Here is a 12,902-nt window from a genome sequence, read left to right on the forward strand (position 1 = left end):
CCGCCGATGCCCGTGCACATGCCGCCGCGCTGCTCCTGCCCAGCTGACTCCATGCGCGCGCCTGCACGCGCCGGGCGAGCGTACGCGTGAGCGCCACGACAGCATTCGATGGCAAGGCATTCGTCCGTGCGCTCAGCACCGCGCCCGGTGTGTACCGCATGTTCGCCGCCGACGACACCGTGCTGTACGTCGGCAAGGCGAGCGCGCTGAAGAATCGCGTATCGAGCTATTTCAACAACACGCCCAAGTCGACGCGCATCGCGTCGATGGTGTCGCAGATCGCGCGCATGGAGGTCACGGTCACGCGCACCGAGGCCGAGGCGCTGATTCTCGAGAACGAGCTCATCAAGTCGCTCAAGCCGCGCTACAACGTGCTGCTGCGCGACGACAAGAGCTACCCGTATGTGTTGATGACGAACGAGGCGTGGCCCCGCATCGGCACGCACCGCGGGCCGCGCTCGGTGCCCGCGCGCTACTTCGGCCCGTATGCGAGCGGCCTCGCCGTGCGAGACACGCTCAACCTGATGCACAAGCTGTTCAAGCTGCGCAGCTGCGAAGACAGCGTCTTCCGGAATCGGTCGCGCCCGTGCCTCCAGCATCAGATCGGCCGCTGCAGCGCGCCGTGCGTCGGCCTCGTGTCAGGACCCGAATACGGCGAAAGCGTACGGCGCGCGACACTGCTGCTCGAAGGTCGCAGCGACGAGCTCACCGGAGAACTCGGGCGGCTGATGGAGGCTGCGAGCGAGCGGCTCGACTTCGAGGAGGCCGCGCGGCTGCGCGATCTCGTCTCATCGATCCGAACGCTGCAGGCGCGCCAGTACGTCGACGGTCGCGCTGCCGATCTCGACGTGCTCGCGATCGCGATGCAGGGCGCGTCGGCGTGCGTCGTCCTGCTTGCATTCCGCGACGGGCGAAACCTGGGCACGCGCGCGTTCTTCCCGAAGACGAACGGCATCGACGTGCCCGCTGAAGTCCTCGGGGCATTCGTCTCTCAGTACTACATCGACCAGAACCCGCCGAAGGAGATCGTGCTTGATCGCGACATTCCGGAGCGCGCGCTGATCGAAGAGGCGCTGTGCCGCGCAAACGATCGCAAGGTGCAGATCCGCTGCAACGTGCGCAGCGAACGCGCCGGCTATCTCGATATCGCGCGCCGCAATGCGGAGATCGCGCTGGCGGGCGAGATGACGAGCCAGAGTGCGCAGAAGGCGCGCCTGGACGCCCTTCGCGAACTGCTTGCCCTCGCTGAGCCGCCCGATCGCATCGAATGCTTCGACATCAGCCACACGATGGGCGAGGCGACCGTCGCCTCGTGCGTCGTGTTCAATGCCGAGGGGGCCGCGCGCGGCCAGTACCGCCGCTACAACATCGCCGGCATCACGCCGGGCGACGACTACGCCGCGATGCACCAGGCCATCCATCGCCGCTTCAAGCGTGCGGTCGAGGAGAACGGCATCGTTCCCGACGTGCTGCTGATCGACGGCGGAGCCGGGCAGGTTGCCCAGGCCAGATCAGTGCTCGACGCGCTCGGCGTCGTCGGCGTCGCGCTGGTGGGCGTCGCGAAGGGCCCCGCGCGACGGCCGGGCGACGAGGAGCTGCTGCTGCCGGACGGACGCTGCGTGCGTCCGGGGGCGGACTCGCCGGCGTTGCAGCTGATCCAGCAGGTGCGAGACGAGGCCCACCGCTTTGCGATCACCGGTCACCGCGGGCGCCGGCAGAAAGCGCGCACGAGCAGCCGCTTGGAAGACATCGCCGGCATCGGCCCGCGACGCCGAGCCGCGCTGCTCAAGCACTTTGGCGGCCTGGGCGGTCTCAAGGGCGCGGGCGTTGAGGAAATCTCCCGCGTGGAGGGCATCAACGAGGCGCTCGCCGAGCGGATCTATGCGACCCTGCACGGCCTCGAAACGGCAGAGCCAGCCCGCCGCGCCGGCGGCGCCCGGAGTCTCGAATGAAGTTGACCGTCCCGACCATGCTGACGCTGCTGCGGATCGTGCTGATCCCCGTGCTCGTCGTGGTGGTCTACCTGCCGTTCAAGTGGACGAACTTCGCGGCTGCGTTCGTGTTCGCACTGGCATCGTTGACCGACTGGCTCGACGGCTGGATTGCGCGCCGGTTCGACCAGTACTCGGCGTTTGGCGCCTTTCTCGATCCCGTTGCCGACAAACTCATGGTCGCGATCGCGCTGCTGCTGATCGTGCAGCAGCATCCGACGATCTGGATGACCGTGTGGGCTGCTGTCATCGTCGGTCGCGAGATCGCGGTGTCGGCACTGCGCGAGTGGATGGCGGAGATCGGCCAGCGCTCGCGTGTCAAAGTTGCGGCGGTGGGCAAGATCAAGACCATCGTGCAGATGCTTGCGTTGATCTTCCTGCTCTATGGCGTGCCGCTTCTCGGGCTCGACGTGTTCCGCATTGGCGAGTGGCTGCTTGCCGCGGCTGCGCTGCTGACCCTGTGGTCGGGCGCTGCCTATCTGCGAGCTGCATGGCCGGCCTTGCGCAATGAAACTCAACCGTTAAAATAAGGCACGCCGATCACACGGCGTGGCAGCAAGGCAGGAAGTGCAGCACGGCATGCACTTCGAACGAATCGAAACAAAGTGTTGACAGTTTCGAGTCGGTGCCTAAAATGTCGCTTCCTCTGCGGGAATAGCTCAGTTGGTAGAGCACGACCTTGCCAAGGTCGGGGTCGCGAGTTCGAGTCTCGTTTCCCGCTCCAGATTCACGGGGTGACCCGATCAAAACCCCGCGCGACGGGGTTTTGTTTTTTTCGGCGATATTGATCGCCGTCGCGGACTTCCGCGAAACACGTCACCGGCCGGGTGGCAGAGTGGTTATGCAGCGGACTGCAAATCCGCGTACGCCGGTTCAATTCCGACCTCGGCCTCCAAGTTTCAATGCCTCGCTTCGGCGAGGCTTTTTTTTTGCCCATCGTGCGGTGCGTGCAGAGCATCTACACCTTCCCGCATGCCGGCTCATAGGACGCGCGGCTGTACGCAAACCGGGCGAAGCTCGCGCGTAGCCGCTCCGACGCGAGGCACGCGCACCCGGCTGCGGCCGCGCGAACTCACCCTTGTTCAATCCCGCCTTGCGCGGCCGCGGGCGGCCATCGAGCCGAGCCGTGCGGGTCAAATTTCAAGCCGGCGCGCCGTCGCGTAAGCTATTCGCGCCGAGCGCCCGGATGGCGGAATCGGTAGACGCAGCGGACTTAAAATCCGCCCGCCGCAAGGCGATGCCGGTTCGACTCCGGCTCCGGGCACCAACGCGCGCGGCCTAGATCGCGCGCGTCGAGGACTCATTCTCAGCACGCTTCGAGCAGTTCGAGCACGCGTTCGGGTGGACGCCCGACGACCGCGCGGTTGCCGCACACGAAGATCGGTCGCTCGATAAGCCTCGGATGCGCGCTCATCGCGGCGATCAAGGTGTCGTCGCCGACGTCGGCGGCGGCGAGGCCCAGCGACGCGTACTCCGCTTCGCCCGTACGCAACAGCTCGCGCGGTGACATGCCCAGACGCTCGAGCAGTTCGCGCAACTCTGCCGACGTAGGCGGGCTCTGGAGATAGTCGACGACGTCGAGTTCTACGTCCCGCGCGCGCAGGAGGTCGAGCGCGGCGCGGGATTTCGAACAGCGGGCGTTGTGATACAGGCGCAAGGCAAAGTCCTCGTGTGGGTGGGCAAACGATAACGGTCGAATGCCGACGGCGCTGCACGTGCCCATGTACCGAGGCCCGACGTCATTGAGCCGGCGTGGTTGCAGTGAGAACGCGCGCGCCCACAACAGCGCAGCGAACGCGCGGACTGCATCGCGCGTCCGAGCGGCGCCCGGTTCGCGAAAGGCGCGATGCGCGTGCCGCCGACCTGAATTCGTTCTGTTCGGCGTGCTGAAGGCTGTTCCGCCGCACCGAAATCGCTGTGCAATCGTTGCGATTCGTTCACCGGCAACCGCGCAGACTGCGGTGGCATCTCCTATCTGCGTCGTCAAGCGCGACGCCATTGACGCGAGCCTGCAATGCCCGTCCTTCGCTTCATCGCTGCTGCTGCCCTGGGCCTCGTGCTCACGGCGGCGTCCGCCGTGCGTGCCGACGAAGCGAGTGCACGGCGCACCTCGCCAGCGCCGCTGCTCTGGCAAGTGTCCGACGCGGACAGCACCGTGTATCTGCTCGGCTCCTTCCATCTGCTCAAGCCCGACGACTATCCGCTGCCGCGCGAAGTCGAGGCGGCGTTCGTCGATGCGGAGCGGCTGGTCTTCGAGATCTCGCCCGAAGAGCTCGCTCGCCCGGACGTGGCGCAGCAGACGTTGGCCGCCGCGCGGTACGCCGACGGGTCGACCCTGAGTGCGGTCCTGCCGGGCCCGCTGCGCGAGAAGTTCGAAGCGCTTCTCGCTGAGCGCGGCGCCACGTTGGCCCAGTACGACGGATTCGAGCCGTGGTTCGTGAACCTGACACTGGTCATGGGGCTGTCGAACACCCTCGGCTTCAGCGCCGAGCATGGGCTCGATCAGCATCTGATGCGCAAAGCGGCGACTGCGGGCAAGCCGGCGCTGGGTCTCGAAACCGTTTCGGCACAAATGCAGGCGCTCGATTCGACGCCGCTGGACGAGCAGCTTGCGGCACTCGAGGACTTCGTCGACGATCCCGACGGCACCCGTGCGTTGCTGACGCGACTCCACGATGCATGGCGGCGCGGGGACGCGGACGAGCTCGACCGGCTCACTCGCTCTGAAATGCAGCGCGAGACGCCCGAGACGTACCGAATCGTCAATGTCGAGCGCAATCGGGCCTGGATGCCGGCGATTCGCGCGCAGCTCGCGGACCCCCGTGACGACGTGCTGGTCGTGGTCGGCGCAATGCACCTGCTCGGCGATGACGGGCTGGTGGAGCAGCTGCGCGCTCAGGGGCTGCGCGTTGAGCGCGTGTGCGAGACCTGCAACTCGGTCCGGGGCCGCTGAGTCGGATTCCTGCGGGACCCCTCGTGGCTTGAACGAATCACGGGTGTAGACGGCCCGCTGCCATGTCACCGAGAGGGCCCGCTGCTCGGCGATTGCGGAGCGGACGCGGCGGCCGATGCGGACCTGCAAGTGATCGATCAGTCCGGGCGGCCCGACTCCGGATCCACCAACACGATGCAATCCACCGGGCACGCCGGGACGCACAACTCGCACCCGGTGCAGAGCGGCTCGATGACGGTGTGCATGTGCTTGGAGCCGCCGATGATGGCGCCGACCGGGCAGGCCTGGATGCACTTGGTGCAGCCGATGCAGTCCGCCTCGACGATCAACGCCACCTGCGGTGGGGCATGTGCGCCACGGGACCGGTCGTACGGCCGGGGCTCGACGTCGAGCACGCGCGCCAGCGCCAGCGCGCCTGCATCGCCGCCGGGCGGGCAGCGCTCGACACCCACTTCACTGCGCGCCATCGCGTCCGCGTACGGGCGGCAGCCTGCAAAGCCGCACTGGCCGCATTGCGTCTGCGGCAGCAGACGGTCGAGGCGTTCGACGAGGTCCATGGTCTCGCGTGGTCCGGACGTAGGCTGCGGAGGAGGCGCGCCACAAGGGTGTGTGGCCGCGACGGCAATCAGGCGGCGCTTTCACCCAGGCCTGCGTCGAGTCGAACCCGACGCAACTCCGCAGCCGGAGAGCGCGCCGCGCCGGTGTCCGGACGCCGTGAGTTCCGGGCTGCTCAGCGCACCGGCATGCCGGGTGCGGCGCCGCTGTCGGCGTCGAGCAGGAACAAGCCGCCGCCGTCGAAACCGGCCGAGAGGATCATCCCCTCGCTCAGGCCAAATCGCATCTTGCGCGGTGCCAGGTTCGCGATGAACACGACGCTGCGACCGACGAGCTTCTCCGGTTCCGCGTACGACCCGCGGATGCCGGAAAAGATCTGGCGCTGACCGAGGTCGCCTGCATCGAGCAAGAAGCGCAGCAGCTTGTCCGAACCTTCGACGAAACCGCACTCGAGGACCTTGCCGACGCGCAGGTCGAGCTTGGCGAAGTCGTCGATGCCGATCGTCGAGGCGCCGGCCGGCGAGGGGTCCTTTGCGGCAGGGGCTGCTTGCGCGCTCTGCGCGGGCGCCGCGTTTGCAGCAGCGGGCGCCGGTGCGGCGGCGGCGAGGGTGTCCTTGGATGCGTCGGTCATGGCGTCGATCTGCTTCGGGTCGATACGGGTGAAAAGCGGGGCGTACGCTTCGATGCGGTGGGCGCGGAGCGGTTCATTGAGATCGCTCCAAGCGCACACGGGCGCAGCCAGGAACGCTTCGGCCTGCGCGGCGACGCGTGGCAGCACCGGCTTGAGCGCGGCGGCGAGCACGCGGAACAGGTTGAGGCCCTGCGTGCACACACCCTGCAGCTCGGCATCGGCGCCGTCTTGCTTGGCGAGCACCCACGGCTTGGTCTCGTCGATGTAGCGATTGGCTTCGTCAGCGAGCGCCATCGTCAGGCGGAGCGCGGTCGCAGCCTCGTTGCGTGCGTATGCCTGCGCAATGGGCTCGAGCTGCGACACGAAACGCGCGTACATCGCGTCGTCGGGCAGGGCGTCCGACAGCAGGCCGTCGAAGCGCTTGCCAACGAAACCGGCGCAGCGGCTGGCCAGGTTGACGAACTTGCCGACGAGATCCGAGTTCACGCGCGCGATGAAATCGGCGAGGTTGAGGTCGACGTCGTCGACGCCGCCGCTCGTCTTGGCGGCGAAGTAGTAACGCAGCGCCTCCGGATCGAGCCCGGCTTCGAGGTAGGTCCGCGCCATGATGAACGTGCCGCGGGACTTCGACATCTTCGCGCCGTCGACGGTCAGGTACCCGTTGACGTGCAGGCGCGTCGGCGCACGGAAGCCCGCCCCGTGCAGCACCGCCGGCCAGAACAGGCCGTGGAAATTCACGATGTCCTTGCCGATGAAGTGGTGCAGCTCGGCTTGGCTGTCGGGCGTGAGGTAGCTGAAGAAGTCCAACCCGGCTCGCTCGCACAGCGCCTGGAAGCTCGACAGGTAGCCGATCGGCGCGTCGATCCAGACGTATAAATACTTGCCCGGGTGCCCGGGGATCTGGAAACCGAAATACGGCGCGTCGCGTGAGATGTCCCACGCGCGTAGGCCGCCTTCGGCGTCGAGCCATTCGAGCAATTTGGCCTTGACGCCCGGCAGGGCCACGTCGCCGGCGAGCCAGTCGCGCAGGAAACGTTCGAAGTCGCCGACCTCGAAGAAAAAATGCTCCGACTCGCGCAGTTCCGGCGGTGCACCGCTGAGGACCGACTGCGGTTGCTTGAGCTCGGTCGGCGCGTACGTCGCGCCGCACACCTCGCAGTTGTCGCCGTACTGGTCGGGTGCGGTGCAGTTCGGGCAGCTGCCCTTGACGTAGCGGTCGGGCAGGAACATGCCTTTGACCGGGTCGTAAAGCTGCGCGACCGAGCGGCGCTTGATGTGCCCGTTGTTGTCGAGCTTGGTGTAGATCGCTTCGGTGAGCGCGCGATTGCGGTCGGAATTCGTCGAGTCGTAATGGTCGAATGCGACGCCGAAGTCGGCGAAGTCGCGTTCGTGGCTGGCCTGGATGCCCGCGATGAACTGCTCGGGGGTCGTACCCGCTTTCTCGGCGGCGAGCATGATCGGCGTGCCGTGGGTGTCGTCGGCGCAGACGAAGTGCGCGGTGTGACCGGACAGCCGTTGCGCGCGGCACCAGACGTCGCCCTGGATGTAGCCCACGAGGTGGCCAAGGTGCAGCGGGCCGTTCGCGTACGGCAGGGCGCAGGTGACGACGAACTCGCGGGTCATGGGAGAGGGGCGGGCCAAAGGGGCGCGATTATCGCATGCGCTGCCACGAAGCCCCCGGACGTGCGGGCGCACTTTCAAGGACCGACGTGCCTTTGCCGAGCCTTTCGCGCCCGCCCGCTCAATCATGCCGGGTGTTCCGCCGCAGCAATCACGTCGCGTCGTGTCGATGAGGTGCCGGCGCTGGCCGGCAGCAGGTTCAACTCTGCAGATGGGGACCGCGAAAAAAGAAAGGCCCGGTCGCCCGGGCCTTCTGCAGACATTGCGAGACCTGCGTCAGTTCGCGCGCTGCCACGTTGCCGTGCGGCACAGGAAGGACATCTTGCAGCCGGTGATCTCGAGCTTCTGGCCGCCGTCGACGAGCTTCACGCTCTTGACCTTGAAGTTGTCGCCGGTCGAGGGCTTGAACCCCTGGCCATTGCCCCAGGCGTTGCCGGCGGGCTTGAGGTCCCACAGCACGACCATGCCGGCGGTGGGCTTGCCCTTCTTGTCTCCGCTGCACGCGGTGCAGGTGGCCGCCTTCGGGTCAAGCGCCTCGACGACCTTCGCCGCGAACGTGCCGTTCTTAGCCTGGTAGACCTCGGTGATCGACATCGCCTTGCCGGTCTCGTCGTCGATTGTCTTCCAGCGGCCGACCGGCGAGGCGGGGGATTGCGCAAACGCCGTGCACGACACGGACACAAGCGCCAGGGCGAACAGGGTCTTGCGCATGAATATCTCCAGAAGTAACAGGTGGCCGGGCTGGCCGGTGACGTGACTTTTATACCGCATCCGCGGGCGTACGGAGACACCTGCGTCTTGGCACGTCCGGAATCTATTCAAAAAAAAGCCCCGAGGGTCAGCCCAGGGCTTTTCAAAACTCGACCTTGAATCAGAACTTGTACGTCGCACCGACGTAGAAGAACCGGCCGACGCTGTCATACATCGAGGTTCCGGCGTCCGTGCCGAAGTAGTTCAGCGGCGGATCCTTGTCGAACACGTTGTCGACACCGACATAGACGTCCAGCCCGGTCTCGCCGACCGCGTACCCAATCTGGGTGTTGTGGTAGGTGTACGACGGGTTGAAGATCGGAGCAACCTGTCCCGGGTTGGCCTGGTAGCTGTTCGGGACCACGCGAAGGTTGCCGTCCACGTAGCGCATGTCCCACTGCACCCGCCAGTCACCGAATTTGTACCCGGCGTTGAGCGTAGCCCGCCACCGCGGATCCGTCACGTACGTGACGTATTCGACGAACTCGTTCGGGAAGTCCTGGAATGCGAACTCACGCGATTGGAGGATGCGTGTACCGACGAAGCGCAGCGTGGTGTTACCGCCGAGCAGGTCGAAGCGGTAGTCCATTTCGACGTCCACGCCAACCCGGCGCGATTTCGCCAGGTTCTCCGCCAGTGCCTGCCAGTTGGTGATCGAGTAGCCCGGGAAGACACGACCCTGTGCGTCAGTGAAGCCGCCAGCCGGAGCACGGAAGATCGCCTCACAGAACGGGTTGTTAATCCCGCCGGGAGCGTCGACGCAGCGAGTCGCGTTGGTCTGCGCAGTCACCGAGCCGATCGCGTCGGTCAGCGTGATGCGGTAGTAGTCCATCGAAAGGCCGAAGCCTTCGATGAACTCCGGTTGCCACACGAAGCCGAGCGAAACCGACTTTGCTTCTTCTGGATCCAGATTCGGGTTGCCGCCGCTCACGCCGGGGCGGTTGGCGGTGTAGGTGTCCTGGTAACCGGTCGGGATGCCGAGCGCGTTGCAGTTAGCCTGACGTAGTGCGCGGTCAGGCGCGGTTGCCAGGCTGTTAGCGCCCGTGGCGTTGCAGGGGTCGCTGATGAAGGCGAAGTTCTGCGACTGCGGGTTGAACAGTTCACCGATGCTCGGCGCACGAACGGCCTGCGCATAAGTGCCGCGGAACCGAAGCGACGGGATGATGCTCCAGTCGAGACCGAGGTTCCACGTGCTGGTCGAACCGATCGTGCTGTAGTCCGAATAGCGACCTGCGAGATCGACCGTCAGTCGATCGATGCCCGGAAGATCCGCCAGCACGGGGATGCTGACCTCGGAGAAGACTTCCTTCACATCGTAGGCGCCGCCCCGGCTCGGGATCGCATTGAGGAACGTCAGGCCGGCCGCCGCCAGGGCGTCGGTGTTCTCACGGCTGGTTTCCTTGCGGTACTCGACGCCGCCCGCGAAGCCGAGGCCACCGGCCGGCAGCTCAAACAGGGCACTGTTCGAGACGGACGCGCTGAACACGGTTTGGGTGAGCTTGGACTGGTTCAGCGAGTTCGTATTGAACCAAGCGGCGGCTTCAGCGCTCACCGCGCCCTCGCCGAGCACACTAAACGGCACGCACCCCGCCGTGGCGAAGCTGCTGTACGTGCGGCCCGTATGCGGATTGATCGCTAGCGGGTTGACGGTGGCGCGACACACGATGTTGCCATTGGCATCACGGGTGGTGTCGAGACCGGCCTGCCAGCGCTCGTTGATGCGGTTGTTGACGTTGAGGCGGTCGATCGTCGTCTGGCCGTACACCGCCGAAGTCTCGTACTTCCAGTCGTCGCTGAGGTAGCCCTCGAGGCCGAATACCGTGCGGAAGGTCTGGCGTTCGACGTCTTCCCCGCGGCGACCGGCGTCGACGTTGAAGCGGTTGATCAGCAATTGGGTCTGGCCGCGGGCGACCATTTCAGCCCGCAGCTGAGGCGAGATGAAGGGGTTGTCGCGCAGCAGGCGGAGCGGCGCATCGAACGCCGGCTGCCCGAAGAACTGAGATTTTGCCTGAACGTACTTGCCCTCGAAGAACATCGAGTGGTTGTCGTTTAGGTCGAAACGGAACAGGGTGTTGAGGCTGTTGCGCTCGTAGGCAGGTTCGAGATCGGCGACCGAATTAAGGTCGAGGAAGTCGCAGTCCACGCAGTTCGCCGGATTGGCGGTGTCACGAAGTCCGCTGTAGCGGACGGGGCGGTAGGTGCCGTCGTCGTTGAACAGGTACCGCACGCCGCCGAGAATGAACGTACCTCCATTGGAGAACGCCGAGGTGCCGCCCGGGCCCAGGAAGATGCGCTGCGGGTTGTCCTGGCTCGGCGGCTGCGTCGGGTCATAGTTCGGATTGGAGATCTGGGTCAGGAATTCCTGGCCGATTTCGCGGTTGCCACGACCAAAACGGTCCTGCTCGCTGTGTTCGACCGAGAACGCCGCGGTGCCGCGGCCGTCGGCGAAATCGCTGCCGCCCGAGAAGCTCACGAACGAGCGCGAGAAGTCGCTTTCATCCGCCTGACCGGTCTGGCCGCGCATTTCGAAGCCGTCGAACGACTTGCGCAGGATGAAGTTGACCACGCCCGCAACGGCGTCGGCGCCGTAGACCGAGGACGCGCCGCCGGTGATGACTTCGACCCGCTCGATCCAGTCCACCGGGATCGTGTTGACGTCAACGGCGGTCGAACCCGGGCTGCTGCCGACATGGCGGCGGCCATTGACGAGCACGAGCGTGCGCGCCGTGCCCATTCCGCGGAGGTCAAGCAGGCCGAGGCCGACCGTGCCGATGAAGCGCGACGAGTTGCCGAGTGTGTAGCTCGGCGAGAGGGACGGCAACTTCGTCATCAGGTCGCCGATCGTCACGGCGCCGGTCGCGCGGATCTCCGCGGCGCTGACGGAGGTCACCGGCGAAGGGGTGACGAAGCCCTGGCGCGCGATACGCGTGCCGGTGACCGTCACCTTATCGAGGTTGGTCGCTGCTTGACCCGTGGTCGGGGTCGCCGTCGTCGCTTCCTGTGCCACCGCAGTGGCGCCAAGTGGTGCCACCAAGACAGTAACGAGCGCTGCAGTCAGGTGATTGCGCTGCAGTCGAGTGGCTCGAGAGATCATACTGAGCCTTAAGTAATTAGGACGCGTTTGCCGTCGCTGAAGCGGCATGTCAAGTGCCAAACCTCGGTCGAGTGGCGGCTCGAAGTTAACACCGCGTTAACCAAGCTGTCACACCCGTTTAATCATGTTTCAGACCTCCAATTGGGGATTAATCGTGACGAACGTCGAAGAAGCGCTAAATGCGGTATGTGTTGGCGCTGACACCGCCACACTTGGTCAAGTGGGCGCACGGATTCAAACCGTCGATGCGTCCGGTCTTTGTGCCGTCCGGATAGCTGTTCCGGTGCCCATTGCTGCTTTGCAGCATCAAATGCGCGAGGCCGTAGAGGCGACGATCCGCCGGGTGGGCCGTCTGCCAGGCGCAATTGAGATCATCCAGCGCATCGGGACCCATGCCCCCCAGCCCGGCGTCGAGCCGGTCGCGAACGTGCGCAACCTCATCGCGATCGCCTCCGGCAAGGGCGGAGTGGGCAAGTCGACGACTGCAGTGAATCTAGCGCTCGCGTTGGCGCTCGACGGCGCGAAGGTGGGCGTGCTAGACGCCGACATCTACGGCCCGAGCGTCCCGATGATGCTGGGCCTGTCGGGCCGGCCGGACAGCCCGGACGGCAAGTCGATCGAACCGATGCGCGCACACGGGGTCGAGGCGATGTCGATCGGGCTGCTCGTCGACAACGACACGCCAATGATCTGGCGCGGGCCGATGGCGACGTCGGCGCTCACGCAGTTGCTGACCGAAACGCGCTGGGGCGACCTCGACTACCTGATCGTCGACCTGCCGCCGGGCACGGGCGATATCCAGCTCACGCTCGCGCAGAAGATTCCAGTCGCCGGCGCGGTGATCGTAACCACGCCGCAGGACATCGCGACTCTGGACGCGCGCAAGGCGCTGAAAATGTTCGAGAAGGTCAACGTGCCCGTGCTCGGCATCGTCGAGAACATGGCGGTGCACACCTGCTCGAACTGCGGGCACGCGGAGCACCTGTTCGGCCAGGGAGGCGGTGACCGCATGGCCGAGCAGTACGGCGTGCCGCTGCTTGGCAGCCTGCCTCTGGAGATCGGCATCCGGGAGCAGGGCGACGCGGGCCGCCCGATCGTCGTCAGCGACCCCGACTCGGCGGCGGGACGGGCGTACCGCGCAACTGCAATGCGGCTCGCGGTCGAACTCGCGAAGCGGCCGCGGGTGGCGACGCCGTTGTCGGTGTCGTTGCTGGGCCAATAAGGGCGCCCGACGGGCACGCGGCGCCTGTGCTTGCGATGGCGCTGAGGCTTGTTCGCCGGGCCAACCTGCCGCGCGAAGGCTAGAAT

Annotated in this window: 9 protein-coding genes and 3 tRNA genes; 7 read left to right on the top strand and 5 right to left on the bottom strand. The window is 66.0% G+C overall.

Going from position 1 to position 12,902, the window contains the following annotated elements:
* Nucleotides 1-86: 86 nt before the first annotated feature.
* The 5 genes from uvrC to IE075_RS01975 all read left to right on the top strand — a co-directional run bounded on the left by uvrC (nucleotide 87) and on the right by IE075_RS01975 (nucleotide 3,258).
* The gene (gene uvrC / locus IE075_RS01955; RefSeq protein WP_189452781.1) at nucleotides 87-1,952 is read left to right on the top strand and encodes an excinuclease ABC subunit UvrC; all 1,866 of its coding nucleotides are present in this window, start codon (nucleotides 87-89) and stop codon (nucleotides 1,950-1,952) included.
* Nucleotides 1,949-2,521 (top strand): CDP-diacylglycerol--glycerol-3-phosphate 3-phosphatidyltransferase, encoded by a 573-nt coding sequence (gene pgsA, locus IE075_RS01960; RefSeq protein ID WP_189452783.1) that lies wholly within the window; start codon nucleotides 1,949-1,951, stop codon nucleotides 2,519-2,521. Before uvrC ends, pgsA begins: the two co-directional genes overlap by 4 nt.
* A 118-nt stretch (nucleotides 2,522-2,639) precedes the next feature.
* Nucleotides 2,640-2,715: transfer RNA gene (locus IE075_RS01965), tRNA-Gly, on the top strand.
* Nucleotides 2,716-2,812: 97 nt separating this feature from the next.
* A tRNA-Cys gene (locus IE075_RS01970) sits at nucleotides 2,813-2,886 on the top strand.
* A gap of 285 nt (nucleotides 2,887-3,171) precedes the next feature.
* Nucleotides 3,172-3,258: transfer RNA gene (locus tag IE075_RS01975), tRNA-Leu, on the top strand.
* 39 nt (nucleotides 3,259-3,297) lie between these two features.
* On the opposite strand, the gene arsC is transcribed toward IE075_RS01975, so the two are convergent.
* Entirely contained in the window at nucleotides 3,298-3,978 is a 681-nt protein-coding gene (arsC, locus tag IE075_RS15530; protein WP_229792264.1) for an arsenate reductase (glutaredoxin), read from the bottom strand.
* Nucleotides 3,979-4,005: 27 nt separating this feature from the next.
* Between arsC and IE075_RS01985 the strand changes: the two genes are divergently transcribed.
* The gene (locus IE075_RS01985) at nucleotides 4,006-4,944 is read left to right on the top strand and encodes a TraB/GumN family protein (protein WP_189452785.1); all 939 of its coding nucleotides are present in this window, start codon (nucleotides 4,006-4,008) and stop codon (nucleotides 4,942-4,944) included.
* 137 nt (nucleotides 4,945-5,081) lie between these two features.
* Here IE075_RS01985 and rnfB read toward each other — a convergent pair whose 3' ends face one another.
* The 4 genes from rnfB to IE075_RS02005 form a co-directional block, all read right to left on the bottom strand.
* Nucleotides 5,082-5,501 carry an Rnf electron transport complex subunit RnfB gene (gene rnfB, locus IE075_RS01990; RefSeq protein ID WP_189452787.1) on the bottom strand — a complete coding sequence of 140 codons (420 nt, stop codon included), beginning with the start codon at nucleotides 5,499-5,501 and terminating at the stop codon, nucleotides 5,082-5,084.
* A 173-nt stretch (nucleotides 5,502-5,674) separates the two neighbouring features.
* Nucleotides 5,675-7,753: a methionine--tRNA ligase gene (gene metG / locus IE075_RS01995; protein WP_189452789.1), complete on the bottom strand. Its 2,079-nt coding sequence runs from the start codon at nucleotides 7,751-7,753 to the stop codon at nucleotides 5,675-5,677.
* A gap of 273 nt (nucleotides 7,754-8,026) precedes the next feature.
* Nucleotides 8,027-8,461 (bottom strand): DUF2147 domain-containing protein, encoded by a 435-nt coding sequence (locus IE075_RS02000; protein WP_189452791.1) that lies wholly within the window; start codon nucleotides 8,459-8,461, stop codon nucleotides 8,027-8,029.
* A 160-nt stretch (nucleotides 8,462-8,621) separates the two neighbouring features.
* Complete coding sequence (locus IE075_RS02005; protein ID WP_189452793.1) at nucleotides 8,622-11,594, bottom strand: TonB-dependent receptor; 2,973 nt, start codon at nucleotides 11,592-11,594, stop codon at nucleotides 8,622-8,624.
* Between the two features lie 154 nt (nucleotides 11,595-11,748).
* Between IE075_RS02005 and apbC the strand changes: the two genes are divergently transcribed.
* The gene (gene apbC, locus IE075_RS02010) at nucleotides 11,749-12,816 is read left to right on the top strand and encodes an iron-sulfur cluster carrier protein ApbC (protein WP_425489329.1); all 1,068 of its coding nucleotides are present in this window, start codon (nucleotides 11,749-11,751) and stop codon (nucleotides 12,814-12,816) included.
* Nucleotides 12,817-12,902 lie beyond the last annotated feature (86 nt).

It is taken from the genome of Cognatilysobacter bugurensis (assembly GCF_014652095.1).
In the GTDB taxonomy this organism is placed as follows: domain Bacteria; phylum Pseudomonadota; class Gammaproteobacteria; order Xanthomonadales; family Xanthomonadaceae; genus Cognatilysobacter; species Cognatilysobacter bugurensis.

Bases quoted from the DNA above. Each gene is read 5' to 3' on its own strand.
- pgsA (WP_189452783.1), top strand. From the start codon at position 1,949: ATGAAGTTGACCGTCCCGACCATGCTGACGCTGCTGCGGATCGTGCTG.
- IE075_RS02000 (WP_189452791.1), bottom strand. From the start codon at position 8,461: ATGCGCAAGACCCTGTTCGCCCTGGCGCTTGTGTCCGTGTCGTGCACG.
- rnfB (WP_189452787.1), bottom strand. From the start codon at position 5,501: ATGGACCTCGTCGAACGCCTCGACCGTCTGCTGCCGCAGACGCAATGC.
- metG (WP_189452789.1), bottom strand. From the start codon at position 7,753: ATGACCCGCGAGTTCGTCGTCACCTGCGCCCTGCCGTACGCGAACGGC.
- IE075_RS02005 (WP_189452793.1), bottom strand. From the start codon at position 11,594: ATGATCTCTCGAGCCACTCGACTGCAGCGCAATCACCTGACTGCAGCG.
- IE075_RS01985 (WP_189452785.1), top strand. From the start codon at position 4,006: ATGCCCGTCCTTCGCTTCATCGCTGCTGCTGCCCTGGGCCTCGTGCTC.